Here is a 17,376-nt window from a genome sequence, read left to right as displayed (position 1 = left end):
ATCGAACAAAAAATCGTATCCAAGGAACTGGACTATGCTGCGCCGCCGCATGCTGATCATGTTAGGTGTTGTCCTGCTGCTCGTACTGATCCTGGGGGGCTATAAAGCCTTCACGATTTACCAGCAGGTGCAGATGTTCTCGGTCCCCAAGCCGCCGATCAGCGTGGCGGCGACCGAGGCCCGCGAGCGCGCCTGGCAGAACCGCCTGCCCGCCGTCGGTAGCCTCAAGGCCCTGCAAGGGGTCGACCTGAGCCTGGAGATCGCCGGTACGGTCAAGACGCTGCTGTTCGAGTCCGGGCAGCAGGTCAGCAAGGGCCAACCGCTGCTGCAACTGGACAGCGATGTCGAAACCGCCCTGCTCGGTACCGCCTTGGCCGATCTGGGCCTGGCCCAGGTCGATTACAACCGCGGCAGCCAGCTGGTCGGCAGCCAGGCCATTTCCAAGGGCGAGTTCGATCGGCTCAGCGCCCAGTTCAAGCGCAACAAGGCGGTGGTCGACCAGCTCAAGGCCTCACTAGCGAAAAAGAGCATCAATGCGCCCTTCAGCGGTACCATCGGCATCCGCCAGGTCGACGTCGGCGACTACCTGGCCAGCGGTACGGTAATCGCCACCCTGCAAGACCTTAGCAGCCTTTACGTCGATTTCTTCGTCCCGGAACAGTCGATTCCCAAGTTGAGCATCGGCCAGCAGGTGCTGGTCAACGTCGCCGCTTACCCGCAAGAAAACTTCCCCGGCAGCATCAGCGCAATCAATCCCAAGGTCGAGGACAGCACGCGCAACGTGCAGGTTCGCGCCACCCTGGCCAATCCCGAGGGCAAGCTGCTACCCGGCATGTTCACCAGCCTGCAGGTGCTGCTGCCCGACCCGCAGCCACAGGTGGTGGTCCCGGAAAGCGCGGTGACCTACACCCTGTATGGCAACTCGGTGTATGTCGCCGTACCGCAAAAAACCGACGACGCTCAGCCGCCGCACAACGCCGATGACCAGCCGCCGGCGCTGATCGCCGAGCGGCGCTTCGTCGAGACCGGCGAACGGCGTGACGGCCTGGTGGTGATCAGCAAAGGCTTGAAACCCGGTGAAACCGTTGTGACCGCCGGCCAGTTGAAACTCACCCAGGGCGCGGCGATCAGCATCAGTCCGGACAAGACCCAGGCAGCACCGAACAGCCAGTCGCGCGTCAACTGAGCGAGGAACCGTCATGGCTTTTACCGATCCGTTCATCCGCCGCCCGGTACTGGCCACTGTGGTCAGCCTGTTGATCGTCCTGCTCGGTTTTCAGGCCTGGAGCAAGTTGCCGATCCGGCAGTATCCGCAGATGGAAAATGCCCTGATCACGGTAACCACCGCTTACCCCGGAGCCAACGCCGAGACCATCCAGGGTTATATCACCCAGCCACTGCAACAGAGCCTGGCCAGCGCCGAAGGCATCGACTACATGACCTCGGTGAGCCGGCAGAACTTCTCGGTGATTTCGATCTACGCGCGCATCGGCTCGGACAGCGACCGGCTGTTTACCGAGCTGCTGGCCAAGGGCAACGAGGTCAAGAACAAGCTGCCTCAGGACGCCGAAGACCCGGTGCTGAGCAAGGAAGCCGCCGACGCTTCGGCGCTGATGTACATCAGTTTCTACAGCAGTGAACTGAGCAACCCGCAGATCACCGACTACCTGTCACGGGTGATCCAGCCCAAGCTTGCAACCCTGCCGGGCATGGCCGAAGCGCAGATCCTCGGCAACCAGTTGTTCGCCATGCGCCTGTGGATCGACCCGGTCAAGCTGGCCGGCTACGGCCTGAGCGCCAATGACGTGACCCAGGCGGTGCGCGGCTACAACTTCCTTTCCGCGGCCGGCGAACTCAAGGGCGAGTACATCGTCACCAGCATCAACGCCACCACCGAGCTGAAAACCGCCGAAGCCTTTGCCAACATCCCGCTCAAGACCAGTGGCGACAGCCGGGTGCTGTTGGGTGATGTGGCACGGGTCGAAATGGGTGCGGAAAACTACGACACGGTCAGCTCCTTCGACGGCACGCCATCGGTGTACATCGGCATCAAGGCCACCCCGGCGGCCAACCCGCTGGAGGTGATCAAGGAGGTGCGCAAGCTCATGCCCGAGCTTGAGAGCCAGTTGCCGCCAAACCTGAAATCCTCGATCGCCTACGACGCCACGCTGTTCATCCAGGCCTCGATCGACGAAGTGGTGAAAACCCTGGTCGAAGCGGTGCTGATCGTCATCGTCGTGGTCTTCCTGTTCCTCGGCGCCCTGCGCTCGGTGCTGATCCCGGTGATCACCATCCCGCTGTCGATGATCGGCGTGCTGTTCTTCATGCAGTTGATGGGCTACTCGCTGAATCTGCTGACCCTGTTGGCGATGGTGCTGGCGATCGGCCTGGTGGTCGATGACGCCATTGTCGTGGTGGAAAACATCCATCGGCATATCGAAGAAGGTAAATCGCCCTACGACGCAGCCCTGGAAGGCGCGCGGGAGATCGCCATGCCGGTGGTATCGATGACCATCACGCTGGCGGCGGTCTATGCCCCTATCGGCTTCCTGGAGGGGCTCACGGGCGCGCTGTTCAAGGAGTTCGCCCTGACCTTGGCAGGCGCCGTGGTGATCTCCGGGATCGTCGCCCTGACCCTGTCACCGATGATGTGCGCCCTGCTCTTGCGCCACGAACAGAACCCCACCGGCCTGGCCCACCGTCTGGATGTACTGTTCGAGCGGCTCAAGCAGCGCTACCAGACAATCCTCCACGGCACCCTCAACACCCGGCCGGTGGTGCTGGTGTTCGCACTGATCATGCTGTGCCTGATTCCGGTGTTCCTGATGTTCACCAAGAACGAACTGGCGCCAGATGAAGACCAGGGCATCATTTTCATGATGGCCACCGCCCCGCAGCCGACCAACCTCGACTACCTGAACAGCTACACCGAGGAGTTCCTCAAGATCTTCAAGGCGTTTCCCGAGTACTACTCGTCGTTCCAGATCAACGGCTTCAACGGTGTGCAGTCGGGTATCGGCGGCTTCCTGCTCAAACCGTGGAACGAGCGCGAGCGCACCCAGATGGAGCTGCTACCGCTGGTACAGGCCAAGCTTGAAGGCATCAGCGGCCTGCAGATCTTCGGCTTCAACCTGCCCTCGCTGCCCGGCACCGGCGAAGGCTTGCCATTTGCCTTCGTGATCAACACGGCCAACGACTACGCGTCGCTGCTGGAGGTGGCCGAGCGGGTCAAGACGCGTGCCCAGGCGTCCGGTAAATTCGCCTTCCTCGACATCGACCTGGCCTTCGACAAGCCGGAAGTGGTGGTCGATATCGACCGGGCCAAGGCCGCGCAGATGGGCGTGTCCATGGACGCCCTTGGCGGCACCCTGGCGACCCTGCTCGGTGAGGCGGAGATCAACCGTTTTACCATCGACGGGCGCAGCTACAAGGTCATTGCCCAGGTCGAACGGCCCTACCGCGACAATCCCGACTGGCTGAACAACTACTACGTGAAGAACCAGCAAGGGCAGATGCTGCCGCTGTCGACCCTGATCAGCATCAGCGATCGTGCCCGCCCGCGTCAGCTCAACCAGTTCCAGCAACTGAACTCGGCGATCATCCAGGGTTTCCCGATGGTCAGCATGGGCGAAGCACTGGAAACCGTGCGCAGCATCGCCCGTGAAGAAGCGCCGGAGGGCTACGGTTTCGATTATGGCGGCGCGGCGCGTCAGTTCGTCCAGGAAGGCAGTGCTCTGTGGGTAACCTTCGGCCTGGCCCTGGCGATCATCTTTCTGGTGCTGGCAGCCCAATTCGAAAGCTTCCGCGACCCGCTGGTGATCCTGGTGACGGTACCGTTGTCGATCTGCGGGGCGTTGATTCCGCTGTTCCTGGGCATATCGAGCATGAACATCTACACCCAGGTGGGGCTGGTGACCCTGATCGGGCTGATCAGCAAGCACGGCATCCTGATCGTCGAGTTCGCCAACCAGTTGCGCCAGCAAAGAGGCCTGAGTGCCCGCGAAGCGGTGGAAGAAGCGGCGGCCATCCGTTTGCGTCCGGTATTGATGACCACTGCGGCGATGGTGTTTGGCATGGTGCCGCTGATCCTCGCCACCGGCGCCGGTGCGGTCAGCCGCTTCGACATCGGCACGGTAATCGCCACCGGCATGTCGGTGGGCACCTTGTTCACCCTGTTCGTGCTGCCTTGTATCTACACCCTGCTGGCCAAGGCCGACGCGCCGCAGGTGAATGCGGGCTTGACCCGCGATGAGGTGCTGCCTGAATAACCTTCGCTTCGGGATCGACCGCGGGGCAAGTCGAATCGTCGCACCGCCGCTCCCTCAGGGTTCAGCCGCTGGCGCGTACGCCCTGGCTCAGCCCGAACAGCAACAGCAGCAGATCGTGGTCAGGTTTGGCATCGACCTGGGGTTTCACTACCCGTGGCAGCGGGCATTGCGCACCCGCATCGACTTTGCTGAAAATCTGCGGGCGCGGCTCCTCCCACGCGGCCACGGCGGCGGTTGCCACCCCCAGCGCAATCAACAGAAACACACCTCGAGCAATTTCTAGTTTCATTACTCTAAACCTTTGACTGCGCTGCCAAACGCCCTCTGATAAAAATAGAGCAGTTTTTGCCACTCTGCGTCAGTGAAAGACGAATGGCGGCGCAATTGTTTAAGGTCGTTGGCGGCGGCGCGCTGGCAGCTGATACGCCGGCGGCATTTCTCCAGGTCGAGCAACGCCACCTCAGCCCTGGCTTCGGCGCCTTCGCCGATAACCTTGACGAACACATGCTTGCCGTACAGGCAACCATGTTGCCAGTGGCCACGGTGCATCCGCGCCAGGTTCTGCGCCAGGTCCTGCAGAACCCGCTCATGCAGCGCCGGGTGGTAACGTTCACGGGCGCCGTCGGCGAACCAGCTGTCGATATCCTCGAAACCTTCCAGTGCCTCGCTGACCAGCAGGGCTCGCCACTGATGCTCGGTGTCGCGGTCAACACCGCAATAGACAATATGCGGCACCCGCACGCCGAGCTGCTCGAAACTGTTCAAGGCATCGTACTCACGCAGCACGGTAGGGCGGCCGAAGGGATGCAACAGGCTGCGGTAGATATGGCCGATCTGGCGCTTGGCGTAGAACGTATGGCCAGTGTCATCGCTCAGTCGCTGTACACCACTCTCGCCGCCGCGGCGCTGATTGGGCTCTTCCACCCATTCGCCCTGCTGGTGCCAGAAATGATCGAACTGATCCTTGTTCGTCGTTGCTGTTGTGCGCTCAAACCCCATGCCCCGCTTACCCCTTACGCAATAGATAGACTCGCCACATGGCATAGAACGGCAAGAAGTCCAATCGTTCCTGAATACGGAATCCTGCGGCTTCGAACTCTTCCTCAACCGTAGCAGCTGGTAACACAAAGCGATTCTGGTAACTGCCCTGCCCCTTTTCGGTGTAACGCCGCTGTTCGAGCTTCTTGCGCCGCCAGGCTTTGAAATTGCCATCGACCCACAGCGACACGATCACGCTGTCGCGGGTAACTCGTTGAAATTCCGAAAGTAATGTCTTGCGGTGGGCGGCCTCGCCGATGTGATGCATCAGGCGCATGCAAAAAATGCTGTCGACCGAGTTATCCGGTAAATCGATGGCGAACGCAGATGTCTGCAAAGTGCGTACCCGTTCCACCACTTCGGCCGGTTGCGAGGCACGTGCCGTTTCGAGCATGGCTTCGGAGTTGTCGGCGCCGATGATCACCCGGTTGGGTTTTTCCGCCAGCAGGGGCCAGAAACGCCCGGCGCCGCACGGCAGGTCGAGGACCAGCCCGGGTTCGCCAGCCAGCGCCAGGGCGCGACGGGCCATTTGCTCGTCACGCTGGTGGGACATCCTGCGCGCCAGACCGTCCTGGTGCTTGTGGAAGTATTCCTTGGCGTGCTGCTGGTCGTACTTTTCCGAAAACTCGAGCTTGATGGGGCTACGCATGGTGCATCTCCTGACTCCAATACGCCCACCTTAGGCAGGCAAGCGTTGGCGTCAGGTCATGCGGGTGTGAAAAATTTGTGAGTTAGCGCGGCAAAGGTTTCAATTAATTACAAACTTTCACAGCTGGCCAATGGCCCTATTGCGCCTCGACCGTCCGATCCGGGGCCAGGCTCAGGTCCACATGAAAGCGGCAGCCGTGGGGCACCATGGCGGTCAGGCTCACCGTCCAGCCCTGGTCGTCGCAGATCCGCTGCACCAATGACAGCCCCAGGCCCAGCCCTTCACCACGCCTCTCATCACCGCGCACGAACGGCCGGAACATGGCTTCGCGCTGCTCTTCAGGAATCCCGACGCCACTGTCTTCGACCAGGAACCCGGCCGGCTCCAGGGTCAGGCGGATAAAACCCTGATCGGTATAGTGCGCGGCGTTGCGCAACAGGTTGCCCATCACTGCCTGGAGGAACGTGGCGTTATACAGGGTCGCGCTTGCAGCCCTGACGTCGTACAGCAAGGTCAGGCCCTTTTGCTCGATGGTGTCGCGCCAGACGCCAATCAGGTCGTCCGCCACTTCCTTCATGCTCGCCTGCGACGCCACGGCCCCTTCGTCGCGCTGGGCGCGGGCGAGCATCAGGAAGGTCTTCACCAGTTCCTGCATTTCTTCGGTGGCGCGGGCGATGCGCTCGACCTGAGAACGCGCACGGGTGTCAATGTTGGGATTGACCAGCAGCAGCTCGCAGGAGCTGGCCAGCACCATCAACGGGGTGCGTAGCTCATGGCTGACATCGCTGGTAAACAGCCGCTCACGGGTCAGGGCATCACGCAGACGCCCCAGGGTGTCGTCGAACGCCACCGCCAACTGGCCGACTTCGTCCGCAGCGTAATCAGGTGCCAACGGTGGTGCCAGGCCGAGCAACTGGTCACGGTGACGTACCTGGCGCGCCAGGCGGATCACCGGTGCCATCACCCGCCGGGCCAGGACCCAGCCGAGGAACACCGCCAGTGCCAGGCTGAGGATGAAGCCGACCACCACCACCGCGAACAGCACGCGCTCGCGTTCTTCGAAGTCGCTCTGGTCCTGCAGCAGTACATAGTGCCGGCCATCGACGATCTCAACCATCGCGTGGTAGGACAGATCCTCACGAAACACTTCGTGAAAGCCACGGTCGAGGTGGCGCAGATCCTTGGGCAGCTCGAAGTCATCGCGCCCGCCGCTGAAATAGAACAGTTGATCCGGTCGCGGCCGGTGGCTCCAGTCGCCGACGCTGTCCATGCGCAGCAAACGCTGGAGGTCGCCGCCCAGCACTGCGGAAATCAGCCGTTCTTCAACCAGGTGGACGGTAGCGACAATGCCGAAAGCGAAAGCCCCGGCCACCAGCGCGCTCATCAGGGCAAAGGCAATGATGATCCGCTGGGCAAGGCTCTGTCTAAACTCCATCACGGCCCTCGGCCAGACGATAGCCCACGCCGTGAACGGTATGCAGCAGGGGCTTTTCGAACGGCTTGTCGATCACCTGGCGCAGTTGGTGAACGTGGCTGCGCAGGCTGTCGCTGTCCGGGCAATCATCACCCCACAGGGCCTCTTCGAGCACTTCGCGGCGCAGCACGTGGGGGCTCTTCTGCATCAGCACCGCCAGCAGCTTCAGGCCGACCGGGTTGAGCTTGAGCAGCTTCCCTTCGCGGCTGACTTCCAGGGTGTCGAGGTCATACACCAGGTCGCTGACCTGCAAGGTACGCCGGCCGCCGCCTTGGGCCCTGCGCAGCACCGCTTCGATGCGCGCGGCCAGTTCTGACAGGGCAAAAGGCTTGAGCAAGTAATCGTCGGCGCCGGAGCGAAAGCCCTGCAGGCGATCATCCAGCTGGTCACGGGCGGTGAGCATGATGACCGGGGTGTCACGACGGGCATCTTCGCGCAGGCGCTTGCACAGGGTGTAGCCGTCGATGCCTGGCAGCATGATGTCGAGCACGATCAGGTCATAGTGTTCGGTCGCCGCCAGGTGCAGGCCGGACAGACCATCCTGGGCACAGTCCACCGTATAGCCCTTCAGGCCAAGGTAGTCGGCCAGGTTGGCAAGGATATCGCGGTTGTCTTCAACCAGTAGAATTCGCATTGGGGTATCTCCCGTCTGGCGCTTTTGCCTGCTTGGCAGGCGCAGCTTAAGGCCATCGGCGACGCCCGGCTAGGTCGGCGCGACTTTATTGCAGGTTAACGTTTTTTTCACCGAGCCTTCACGGACAGGTGATGGCGGCTGCCCGAGAATTGCCGGTCGGATTGTCCCCTCCATTCACCTGGACTTGCCATGTCGCTACCTGCCTACTCCCGTCCGCTGAATTTCTGGATTGCCCTGGGCATCCCCGCCGTCACCGCGGTGATATTGATCCTGCTGGAGCTGACCTCACTGGACATGGACCTGGCCAAGCTGGCGTTCGACCCGCTGGCCGGGCAGTTCATTGGCCGGCACAGCTACTTCCTCGAAGATATCCTGCATGACCGGGCCAAACAGGCGGTGATCGTCCTGGGTCTGCTGGCGATCGTCGCCTTTGCGATGAGTTTCTTCTGGTCGCGGCTGTTCAGCTGGCGTCGGGAACTGGGCTGCCTGGTGCTGGCCATGGGGTTGTCGACCAGCTTTGTCACACCGGTCAAGGCAGTGACGGCGGTGCAGTGCCCGTGGAGCCTGACCGAGTTTGGCGGCAAGGAGACCTATAGCGAGCTGCTCAGCCCGCGCCCGGCGACGGACAAGCCCGGGCGCTGCTGGCCGGGTGGCCACGCGGCGACTGGCTTTACCCTGTTTGCGCTGTTCTTTGTCCTGCGTGACCGGCGCCCGCGCCTGGCAAAGGCGGCACTGTTGTTCGCCTTTGGCCTGGGCACGCTGTTTTCGGTAGGGCGCATGCTGCAGGGCGCGCACTTCTTTTCGCACAACGTGTGGACCGCGGTGTTTTGCTGGTTGATCAGCCTGGGCTGTTACTACTGGGTGTTGTATCGCCGGCCGGTTGAACTGAAGCACAAGGCTGCGGTTACCGTGCCGACCTCGTAAGGCTGGAATGTGTGGTGACTGCATCGCTGGCAAGCCAGCTCCCACATACAGCCCCCCGTGGGAGCCGGTCTTGCCGGCGATGGGTTGCACAGCAACCCCAGAATTCAGGCAAAAAAAAGCCCCGCACTAGGCGGGGCTTTTTATCGAACGGGTAAGGCTGGCTTACATCATGCCGCCCATGCCGCCCATACCACCCATGCCGCCCATGTCTGGCATGCCGCTGCCAGCACCAGCTTCAACTGGAGCGTCAGCAACCATGGCTTCGGTGGTGATCATCAGACCGCCGATCGAAGCTGCAGCTTGCAGGGCCGAACGGGTTACCTTGGCAGGGTCCAGGATACCCATTTCGATCATGTCGCCGTACTCGCCGGTAGCAGCGTTGTAACCAAAGTTGCCGGAACCTTGCTTGACCTTGTCGACCACTACGCTTGGCTCGTCGCCGGCGTTGGCAACGATCTGGCGCAGCGGCGCTTCAACAGCGCGACGCAGCAGCTGGATACCAACGTTCTGCTCTTCGTTGTCGCCTTTCAGGCCTTCGATGGCTTGCAGAGCGCGAACCAGTGCAACACCACCGCCAGGCACCACGCCTTCTTCGACGGCTGCACGGGTAGCGTGCAGGGCGTCTTCAACGCGGGCTTTCTTCTCTTTCATTTCGACTTCGGTGCCAGCACCGACCTTGATCACGGCAACACCGCCAGCCAGTTTGGCCAGACGCTCTTGCAGTTTTTCACGGTCGTAGTCCGAGGAAGTCTCGTTGACCTGAGTGCGGATCTGGGCGATACGCGCCTGGATGTCGCCTTCTACGCCAGCACCGTCGACGATGATGGTGTTTTCCTTGGACAGGGTCACGCGCTTGGCGTTACCCAGGTGCTCCAGGGTAGCCGATTCCAGGCTCAGGCCGATTTCTTCGGAGATCACGGTACCGCCGGTCAGGACAGCGATGTCCTGCAGCATGGCCTTGCGGCGGTCGCCGAAGCCAGGTGCCTTGACCGCTGCAACCTTGACGATGCCGCGCATGTTGTTGACTACCAGGGTAGCCAGCGCTTCGCCTTCGACGTCTTCAGCCACGATCAGCAGTGGACGGCCGGCCTTGGCAACGGCTTCCAGAACTGGCAGCAGTTCGCGGATGTTGGAGATCTTCTTGTCAACCAGCAGCAGCAGCGGGCCATCCAGCTCGGCGACCATGGTGTCTGGCTTGTTGACGAAGTAAGGGGACAGGTAGCCACGGTCGAACTGCATGCCTTCCACGACCGACAGTTCGTTTTCCAGGCCCGAGCCTTCTTCGACGGTGATCACGCCTTCTTTACCGACTTTTTCCATGGCTTCGGCGATGATGTCACCGATGGAGTTGTCGGAGTTGGCCGAGATGGTACCGACCTGGGCGATGGCCTTGGAGTCGGCGCATGGCTTGGACAGGGTCTTCAGCTCTTTGACGATGGCGATGGTGGCCTTGTCGATACCACGCTTCAGGTCCATCGGGTTCATGCCGGCAGCAACGGCTTTCAGGCCTTCGCTGACGATGGCCTGAGCCAGAACGGTTGCGGTGGTGGTGCCGTCACCGGCTTCGTCGTTGGCCTTGGAGGCAACGTCTTTGAGCAGCTGGGCGCCCATGTTTTCGAAAGCGTCTTTCAGCTCGATTTCTTTGGCAACCGAAACACCGTCTTTGGTGATGGTCGGAGCGCCGAAGCTCTTGGCCAGAACAACGTTACGGCCTTTCGGGCCCAGGGTGGCTTTTACAGCGTCAGCCAGAACGTTGACACCAACGAGCATTTTCTTACGGGCGGAGTCGCCGAATTTTACGTCTTTAGCAGCCATGATCGTTTAATCCTTGAATACTTTGGAGTAACGGGAAACCAGCGGAATCAGCCTTCGATGACAGCGAGAATTTCGTTCTCAGCCATCACCAGCAGGTCTTCGCCGTCAACTTTCACAGTGTTGCTGCCCGAGTAAGGGCCGAAAACCACCTTGTCACCCACTTTCACGGCCAGCGCACGCACTTCACCGTTGTCCAGGATGCGACCGGTACCTACAGCGACGACTTCGCCACGGTTAGGTTTTTCAGCGGCCGAACCTGGCAGAACGATACCGCCAGCGGTTTTCGATTCTTCTTCGCTGCGACGGATAACGACGCGGTCATGCAGAGGACGAAGCTTCATTGTCGATCTCTCCTAATTGTGGTTTTCATCGGCCGGTATCGACACCGGCGGGTTGATGCTTGCGGCTTGGCCGCTCGTAGCCCGCGGGGCGGACCACACATGTAATGTCTGGTGCAAATCACCAGAAACCTTGCGGTGACCCATACATGAGGTCGCCAAGAGCAATTACAAGGCTTGCTGATGAAAATTTTTAGCGATCAGCCCCCTGTACAGCAAAACGGCCCCAAAAGGGGCCGCTGGCACAGCACAAGCAACCTTTACAGATCCCGAGGATTGCGCAGGTTGGGCTGAGCAGGATCTTCACGGCCGACCACTTCGCCTTCGATCACCGTTGGCTGATGGCCACGGCTGGACTGATCTGGGCGCGCCATGAACGGGTCATCGCCAAAGGCGCGCTGGCGCATGGCCTGGGCCTCGGCGCGCTCGCGCATCTTGCGCCCGAGCAGGCGGCGGGTGAACGGCAGCAGGCAGACCAGGCCGATCACGTCACTGATGAAACCTGGCAACAGCAGCAGGCCGCCACCCAGCGCCAGCATCAGCCCGTGGAACATGTCTTCGGCAGGCAATTCGCCACGCTGCAGGCTCTCGCGGGCACGCAGGGCGGTGGCCAGACCCGCCACCCGCACCACCAGCACGCCCAGGGCAGAGCCGGCGATGATCAGCAGCAGCGCCGGAAAGAAGCCGATCGCGGTGCTGACCTTGAAAAACACATACAGCTCCAGCACCGGAAAAATCAGAAACAGCAATAGAAAAGCACGCATCAACGGTTCCTCTGCGCAAGATGTCCTTGCAGTAGACCTTTAATGGATGCGATCCATCGCCATTTCAAGCCTCGGCGGTTGCACGTTGCGGCCATTGATCGGCGCGGGCCAGAAAAACCAGGGCCTCGCGCACTTGTATCGGCGTATTGCAGGGCGCAGCGAACGGCAACCAGTGCAAGCCCTGACCAATGCGCAGGTGCATGCCCTCGCTGTCGATGCCGACCATCTGCGCCGCCACGCCCTGGGGCAGGCCGCTAAGCTGGACGTAGTGTTCGATGGCATTGGCATGATCGCTGTTCATGTGCTCAATCATGCTCTGTTCGGCCTTGCCGGCAAAGGGGTTGGCCAGGCTCAGGTGATCGACCCAGTGGATCGCGCCGAAGCCGCCGATGTAGCGATGGCGCACCGGCTTGAGCACCCAGAAGTCAAAATCGTGGGCTTGATGGTAGTTGGCCGACTCTGGAAAATAGCGATAGTAGCGCTCTGCTGCGGCTTCGACCGCTTCGGGCTCAACCAGCTTGTGCGCCTCGGCCAGCACGGTCAGGCGGCCCACTGCCTGGACGTCTTGGGCATCACGCTCGCCTACCAGCAACGAGCACTTGGGGTCTTTTTGCAGGTTGTGGGTGTGCTGGGCAATGCGGCTGATCAGGATCAGCGGGTTGCCGTCGGCATCCAGGCAGTAGGGCACCACCGAACCGAAGGGAAACCCCGGCATCGACTTGGAATGGGTCGACAGCACCCCGCGGTATTCCTTGAGCAGCAGCTCCCGTGCCTGTGTTGCGGCTTTCGCGCTCACTGTATGTCTCCCCGCTCGATAATCGTCGTCGTGGCTGGCGGTGAAAGTGCCCGACCAGCCTGGTTAACCGACAAAATAATCATTATCGCCCGGGGTTGCCAGCGTGCTTACCAGGCGACGCCAAAACCTGCGGTGTAGCGGGTCTTGTCCAGGTCGCTGTCGCGGGTGCCGCTGATGATGTCCTTCTCGGCCTTGAGGTTGAGCGAGGCCCATTCGGTGACCTTGTAGCGCAGGCCGACTTCGGCATCCAGGGCGTACTCGGCGACGCCGCCGAGCGGCTTGCCGACCTCGCCGTTGGTGAAGAACTCGACGCGCTTGCCGATCAGGTAGCGGTTGTAGTCCCACTTCATGGCCAGCGAGTAGAAGTTGTCCTTGCCGCCATCAGCGTATTCATAGTCGGTACGGTTGATCAGCGAGCCGAGGGAGAACGCGCCCAGCTCGTTGTCCCAGAACTGGTAACCCGGGCCGGTACCCACGGTGCGCTGGCGGGCCAGGTCTTCGATATGGTCACGCTTGTATTCCAGACGGCCCTGCCAGAACCACTTCTCGGTAATGAAGCGGTCCAGCGCGTATTCGGCGCTCCAGTTGTTGGTGGTGGTGACGTCGTCCTTGCTCTCGCGGTTGTATTCGCCCTCGGCCTGGTGGCGCCAGCGGCCGTGACGGGCGGTGGTCTTGAAGTCGATGTCGTAGTCGTCGCTGTTGGTTTCGGCGCGTTTGTAGTCCAGGGCCAGGTCGACGTTACCCTTCCAGGTCAGGTCCTCGACCACCGGCTTTGGCTTCATGATCTGCTGGATGCTGGCCAGCTCGACCGTCTTGGGTGTCTCGCCGTTGGCCAGAGTGACCTTACCGTTGTCCGCAGCGTGCAGCGACTTGGCCTTCTCGCCGGTGTAGGCGTCCTGCTTGACCAGCAGTTCCTGGTCGCTTTCCAGAGTCTTGACCTGCTTCCAGTCCAGTGCAATGGAGCCGCCATAGGGCGTTTCGAGCAGCAGTTTACCGCCATCAAAGACCTTGATCTTGCCGCTCAGCTTGTCACCGTTTTTCATCCACACGGTATCGGCAAGGGCTGGGGTACAGGCAGCGGCCAGGGCAACGCACAACAGGGCTCTAGGAGACATAAGCAGCAACGGACTCGGGTTCGCGAAAAAAGTCGGGCATTATCCAGATACCCGCCATCAGAGCAAGGACTGACCTGCACCATGTCGATGAGTTCAATTCTTATTTGCCCGCTCTACCCGGCACATCCCGCGTGGCCTGGGTCAATTGCGCGATGAGCGGGATTCCTGGCGATCCGACCGAAAGCGCCGAAGCCCGACGAATGGCACTCTATCTGGTGCTTGGCCAGGTACCCGCCGGCAAGGTGATCAGCTACGGCGAGCTCGCCCACCTGGCCGGCCTTGGCCGTGCAGCGCGCTGGGTCGGGCGTACCCTGAGCCAGCTGCCCAGTGACACCCAGTTGCCCTGGCACCGGGTGCTGGGCGCCGGCGGTCGCCTGAGCCTGGCGCTGGGCACCCCATCGGGCGACGAGCAGCGTGCCCGGCTACGGGCAGAAGGCATCACCCTGCACAATAATCGTGTGGATATGTTGCGCCATGGCTGGCGCCCGATGGAGCACAGCGGTTAGAGTGCGCGCTTTGTTTTCGTAAACTTGAGGCAGATGTTGGCCCATGCCCCGTAAAACCTGGCGCGCTGCGCTCGCTGCCTATGCCAGCCCGTCGACACTGGTACTGTTGTTGCTCGGCTTTGCCGCCGGCTTGCCTTACATGCTGGTGTTTTCGACCCTGTCGGTATGGCTGCGCGAGGCCGGCGTGGCCCGTGAAACCATCGGTTATGCCAGCCTGATCGGCTTGGCCTATGCCTTCAAATGGGTGTGGTCGCCGCTGCTCGACCAATGGCGCCTGCCCTTGCTCGGCAAACTCGGGCGCCGTCGCTCCTGGCTGGTGCTGTCTCAGGTGCTGGTGGTCATCGGGCTGGTCGGCATGGGCTTCTGCGACCCGCAAAAACACCTGTCGTGGCTGATTGCCCTGGCGGTGCTGGTGGCCTTTGCCTCGGCCACCCAGGACATCGCCGTCGACGCCTATCGCCTGGAAATCGCCGACGACCAGCGCCAGGCTGCGCTTGCCGCCAGCTACATGGCCGGCTACCGGGTTGCCGCGCTGCTGGCCACCGCCGGTGCGCTGTTCTTCGCCGAGGGCTTCGGCTCCACCGGCTTCAGCTACCTGCACAAGGCCTGGACCGGCACCTACGTGCTGTTCGGTGTGATGATGCTGCCGGCAGTGATCACCACCCTGTTGATGCGCGAGCCTCCGGTGCCACTGCGCACCCAGCTGTCGGCGGCGCGCTACGGCCTGAGCCACCAGTTGGTGTCGGTGTTCGTGCTGATCATCCTGCTGGTATCGGTACCGGCAACGTTCACCCAGCTGTACAACACCGATTTCGCCAGCGTGCTGTTCGAAGGCGTGAGCCTGCTCGACCTGCTGCTCGAAGACCGCGCCTTCCTGCGGGCGATCCTGTACATCACCCTGACCGTCCTGTGCCTGTCGTCCATGGGCCGCCGTGGCCTGGCACCGGTGCTGACCCCGGTCAACGACTTCATCACCCGCTACCGCTGGCAGGCCCTGCTGCTGCTCGGGCTGATCGCCACCTACCGGATGTCCGACACGGTGATGGGCGTGATGGCCAACGTGTTCTACATCGACCAGGGCTTCACCAAGGACCAGATCGCCAGCGTCAGCAAGATCTTCGGCCTGATCATGACCCTGGTGGGTGCCGGTTTTGGCGGCCTGCTGATCGTGCGCTTCGGTATCCTGCCGATCCTGTTCATCGGCGGCGTGGCGTCGGCGGCGACCAACATTCTGTTCCTGATGCTCGCCGACATGGGCGCCAACCTGCAGATGCTGGTGGTGACCATTTCGCTGGACAACTTCAGCTCGGGCCTGGCCACCTCGGCGTTCGTCGCCTACCTGTCGAGTTTGACCAACCTGAAGTTCTCGGCGACGCAGTACGCCCTGCTCAGTTCGATCATGCTGCTGTTGCCGCGGCTGATCGGCGGTTACTCGGGGGTCATGGTCGAGAAATTCGGCTACCACGACTTCTTCCTGATCACCGCCCTGCTCGGCGTGCCGACCCTGATCCTGATCGCCCTGCAATGGCGCCAGGAGCGGGGCAAGCAGGAACCGCTCGAGAACCAGGTTGGAGAACGCCCCTGAACCGCGCTGAGGCTATTACCGGAGCTACTCCGGGATAGCCTCTGACAAGTTGGTGGAAGCGCTCAGAACGACCCTCAGCGGCCATAGCGCCAGAATTCCCGCCGCCCCCGCCGCCAGGGCGAAGTGCACAAGGCTGGCGCCAGCCCCGAACATCGCCAGCAACGCCCCGCCAAGGCCCAGCAGGGCAATGGTGATCATCCCCAGCATCGCCGATACCAGACCCTTGCTCTGCTCGCTGGAAAACAGCGTCATGCGGTACAGCACGGCGTTGGCAATACCCAGGCCCAGCGCATACACCGACATGCCGATCACCAGGCTCGGTACCGAAGGGAACAGCCAGGTGCCGAGCATCATGCCCAGCAAACCGATCAGAAACGGCCACAACGCCAATCGCACCAGGGTGGTGAGCGCATGGCGATCGGCAATCCGGTTGATCACCAGGTTGCCGAGGATCAGGCCGCCGAACACCGGCAATTGCCACAGGGCGTAATCCAGGGTGCTCAGGCCCTCGTCGTGGATCAACAGCACCGGCGACAGGCCGATCCAGCCGATCAGCGGCAGGCCGACCAGGCCCAGCGCGGCACTGCCGGCGACAAAGCGGCGGTTGGCCAACAGTTGCCCGTAGCCGGCCAGCAACGGCAGCAAGTGGATCGGCTGGAACGCCAGGCGCGAGCCATCCCGGCGTTCGACGCCGAGGGTCTCCGGCATGAACCGGTACAGGGCAAACCAGGCCAGCACCGCTGCCGCACCGAACAGCACGAACAGCCAGCGCCAGGACACCCACTCCAGCAGCAGGGTACCGACCAGCGGGCCAAGCAGCGGCGACAGCAGGGCGATATTGGCCAGCAAGGCCATCATCCGCACTGCATCGGCTTCGCTGAACGCCTCGTTGAGTGCCGGGTAGCTGACCGTCACCACAAAGCCCAGGCCAATCCCCTGCAACAGGCGCAGCAGGTTGAACAGCTCGATGCTCTGCACCCAGAAGGTGGCGATACAGGCCAGACAGAAGAACGCGCAGCCGCCCAGCAGCAACGGACGACGGCCGTAACGGTCGGCCAGCGGGCCGATCAGCCATTGCAGCAGCACGCCACCGAGCAGGTAGAGGTTCAGGGCATGGGGGATGAATTCGGGGCTGGCGTTGAGCTCACCGACCACCACCGGCATGGCCGGCATCACCACGTCGCTGGCGAGGTAGGTAAGCAGTTCGAACAGCGCCAGGGTCATGGCGAAACAAAACGCCCGTAGCGGCGTAATGTTGATCAGGGGGGTAAGCATGATAAGACCGGGCAAACAGAAGTAAGCGAGCCTATATGCCAGAAAGCACTGGGCGCAGATAGCGCGAAGACGTGAACAAGTGTAATGGCTGCTGAAAGCATCGCGGGGCAAGCCCGCTCCTACAGGATTGTGTAGGAGCGGGCTTGCCCCCCGAGTTTTTCGGTCGTTCCTTCCACCCCACCTCCCGTACCACAC

The 17,376-nt window shown here is 61.8% G+C and carries 16 protein-coding genes; 5 read left to right on the top strand and 11 right to left on the bottom strand.

The window, feature by feature from the left end; genetic code table 11:
• The first annotated feature begins 34 nt into the window (after positions 1-34).
• Both ABM562_RS27055 and ABM562_RS27050 read left to right on the top strand, forming a co-directional pair.
• A complete protein-coding gene (locus tag ABM562_RS27055; protein WP_115085460.1) occupies positions 35-1,186 on the top strand; it encodes an efflux RND transporter periplasmic adaptor subunit in 1,152 nt (383 codons plus the stop codon).
• A 13-nt stretch (positions 1,187-1,199) separates the two neighbouring features.
• The gene (locus tag ABM562_RS27050) at positions 1,200-4,268 is read left to right on the top strand and encodes a multidrug efflux RND transporter permease subunit (protein ID WP_115085459.1); all 3,069 of its coding nucleotides are present in this window, start codon (positions 1,200-1,202) and stop codon (positions 4,266-4,268) included.
• Between the two features lie 61 nt (positions 4,269-4,329).
• Here ABM562_RS27050 and ABM562_RS27045 read toward each other — a convergent pair whose 3' ends face one another.
• From ABM562_RS27045 to colR, 5 genes are all read right to left on the bottom strand, one after another.
• The gene (locus tag ABM562_RS27045; protein WP_115085458.1) at positions 4,330-4,557 is read right to left on the bottom strand and encodes a hypothetical protein; all 228 of its coding nucleotides are present in this window, start codon (positions 4,555-4,557) and stop codon (positions 4,330-4,332) included.
• A complete protein-coding gene (locus ABM562_RS27040) occupies positions 4,557-5,267 on the bottom strand; it encodes a lipopolysaccharide kinase InaA family protein (protein ID WP_233674843.1) in 711 nt (236 codons plus the stop codon). Before ABM562_RS27040 ends, ABM562_RS27045 begins: the two co-directional genes overlap by 1 nt.
• 7 nt (positions 5,268-5,274) lie before the next feature.
• Positions 5,275-5,955 (bottom strand): class I SAM-dependent methyltransferase, encoded by a 681-nt coding sequence (locus tag ABM562_RS27035; RefSeq protein WP_115085456.1) that lies wholly within the window; start codon positions 5,953-5,955, stop codon positions 5,275-5,277.
• 136 nt (positions 5,956-6,091) lie between these two features.
• Entirely contained in the window at positions 6,092-7,390 is a 1,299-nt protein-coding gene (locus ABM562_RS27030) for a sensor histidine kinase (protein ID WP_115085455.1), read from the bottom strand.
• The gene (colR, locus tag ABM562_RS27025; protein WP_100782556.1) at positions 7,380-8,063 is read right to left on the bottom strand and encodes a two-component system response regulator ColR; all 684 of its coding nucleotides are present in this window, start codon (positions 8,061-8,063) and stop codon (positions 7,380-7,382) included. The genes ABM562_RS27030 and colR overlap by 11 nt, the downstream gene beginning before the upstream one ends.
• A gap of 189 nt (positions 8,064-8,252) precedes the next feature.
• Here colR and ABM562_RS27020 point away from each other — a divergent pair, with 189 nt between their 5' ends.
• Entirely contained in the window at positions 8,253-8,987 is a 735-nt protein-coding gene (locus ABM562_RS27020; protein ID WP_115085454.1) for a phosphatase PAP2 family protein, read from the top strand.
• 162 nt (positions 8,988-9,149) lie between these two features.
• On the opposite strand, the gene groL is transcribed toward ABM562_RS27020, so the two are convergent.
• From groL to ABM562_RS26995, 5 genes are all read right to left on the bottom strand, one after another.
• The gene (gene groL, locus ABM562_RS27015; protein WP_460423916.1) at positions 9,150-10,802 is read right to left on the bottom strand and encodes a chaperonin GroEL; all 1,653 of its coding nucleotides are present in this window, start codon (positions 10,800-10,802) and stop codon (positions 9,150-9,152) included.
• 47 nt (positions 10,803-10,849) lie between these two features.
• Positions 10,850-11,143, bottom strand: coding sequence for a co-chaperone GroES (locus tag ABM562_RS27010; protein ID WP_003260750.1), 294 nt, complete (start codon positions 11,141-11,143; stop codon positions 10,850-10,852).
• A 257-nt stretch (positions 11,144-11,400) separates the two neighbouring features.
• On the bottom strand, positions 11,401-11,904 hold the full coding sequence (locus ABM562_RS27005; RefSeq protein ID WP_460423915.1) for an FxsA family protein: 504 nt from the start codon (positions 11,902-11,904) through the stop codon (positions 11,401-11,403).
• 64 nt (positions 11,905-11,968) lie between these two features.
• A complete protein-coding gene (locus ABM562_RS27000; protein WP_115085451.1) occupies positions 11,969-12,700 on the bottom strand; it encodes a HugZ family pyridoxamine 5'-phosphate oxidase in 732 nt (243 codons plus the stop codon).
• A 107-nt stretch (positions 12,701-12,807) separates the two neighbouring features.
• The gene (locus tag ABM562_RS26995) at positions 12,808-13,815 is read right to left on the bottom strand and encodes a DUF481 domain-containing protein (protein WP_460423914.1); all 1,008 of its coding nucleotides are present in this window, start codon (positions 13,813-13,815) and stop codon (positions 12,808-12,810) included.
• Between the two features lie 152 nt (positions 13,816-13,967).
• Between ABM562_RS26995 and ABM562_RS26990 the strand changes: the two genes are divergently transcribed.
• On the top strand, positions 13,968-14,321 hold the full coding sequence (locus tag ABM562_RS26990) for an MGMT family protein (protein ID WP_115085450.1): 354 nt from the start codon (positions 13,968-13,970) through the stop codon (positions 14,319-14,321).
• 43 nt (positions 14,322-14,364) lie between these two features.
• The gene (locus ABM562_RS26985; protein ID WP_134061434.1) at positions 14,365-15,906 is read left to right on the top strand and encodes an AmpG family muropeptide MFS transporter; all 1,542 of its coding nucleotides are present in this window, start codon (positions 14,365-14,367) and stop codon (positions 15,904-15,906) included.
• Positions 15,907-15,930: 24 nt separating this feature from the next.
• Here the strand turns inward: ABM562_RS26985 and ABM562_RS26980 are convergent, their stop codons facing one another.
• The gene (locus ABM562_RS26980) at positions 15,931-17,181 is read right to left on the bottom strand and encodes an MFS transporter (protein ID WP_460423913.1); all 1,251 of its coding nucleotides are present in this window, start codon (positions 17,179-17,181) and stop codon (positions 15,931-15,933) included.
• Between the last annotated feature and the right edge of the window lie 195 nt (positions 17,182-17,376).

This window comes from Pseudomonas sp. ZL2 (assembly GCF_054788455.1).
The sequence above is the reverse complement of the archived record's forward strand: the minus strand, read 5'-3'. Positions and strand labels throughout refer to the sequence as shown.

Bases quoted from the DNA above. Each gene is read 5' to 3' on its own strand.
- ABM562_RS26990 (WP_115085450.1), top strand. From the start codon at position 13,968: ATGAGCGGGATTCCTGGCGATCCGACCGAAAGCGCCGAAGCCCGACGA.
- ABM562_RS27045 (WP_115085458.1), bottom strand. From the start codon at position 4,557: ATGAAACTAGAAATTGCTCGAGGTGTGTTTCTGTTGATTGCGCTGGGG.
- ABM562_RS27030 (WP_115085455.1), bottom strand. From the start codon at position 7,390: ATGGAGTTTAGACAGAGCCTTGCCCAGCGGATCATCATTGCCTTTGCC.
- colR (WP_100782556.1), bottom strand. From the start codon at position 8,063: ATGCGAATTCTACTGGTTGAAGACAACCGCGATATCCTTGCCAACCTG.
- ABM562_RS27020 (WP_115085454.1), top strand. From the start codon at position 8,253: ATGTCGCTACCTGCCTACTCCCGTCCGCTGAATTTCTGGATTGCCCTG.
- ABM562_RS26985 (WP_134061434.1), top strand. From the start codon at position 14,365: ATGCCCCGTAAAACCTGGCGCGCTGCGCTCGCTGCCTATGCCAGCCCG.
- ABM562_RS27035 (WP_115085456.1), bottom strand. From the start codon at position 5,955: ATGCGTAGCCCCATCAAGCTCGAGTTTTCGGAAAAGTACGACCAGCAG.
- ABM562_RS27040 (WP_233674843.1), bottom strand. From the start codon at position 5,267: ATGGGGTTTGAGCGCACAACAGCAACGACGAACAAGGATCAGTTCGAT.
- ABM562_RS27010 (WP_003260750.1), bottom strand. From the start codon at position 11,143: ATGAAGCTTCGTCCTCTGCATGACCGCGTCGTTATCCGTCGCAGCGAA.
- ABM562_RS27055 (WP_115085460.1), top strand. From the start codon at position 35: ATGCTGCGCCGCCGCATGCTGATCATGTTAGGTGTTGTCCTGCTGCTC.
- ABM562_RS27050 (WP_115085459.1), top strand. From the start codon at position 1,200: ATGGCTTTTACCGATCCGTTCATCCGCCGCCCGGTACTGGCCACTGTG.
- ABM562_RS27005 (WP_460423915.1), bottom strand. From the start codon at position 11,904: ATGCGTGCTTTTCTATTGCTGTTTCTGATTTTTCCGGTGCTGGAGCTG.
- groL (WP_460423916.1), bottom strand. From the start codon at position 10,802: ATGGCTGCTAAAGACGTAAAATTCGGCGACTCCGCCCGTAAGAAAATG.
- ABM562_RS26980 (WP_460423913.1), bottom strand. From the start codon at position 17,181: ATGCTTACCCCCCTGATCAACATTACGCCGCTACGGGCGTTTTGTTTC.
- ABM562_RS26995 (WP_460423914.1), bottom strand. From the start codon at position 13,815: ATGTCTCCTAGAGCCCTGTTGTGCGTTGCCCTGGCCGCTGCCTGTACC.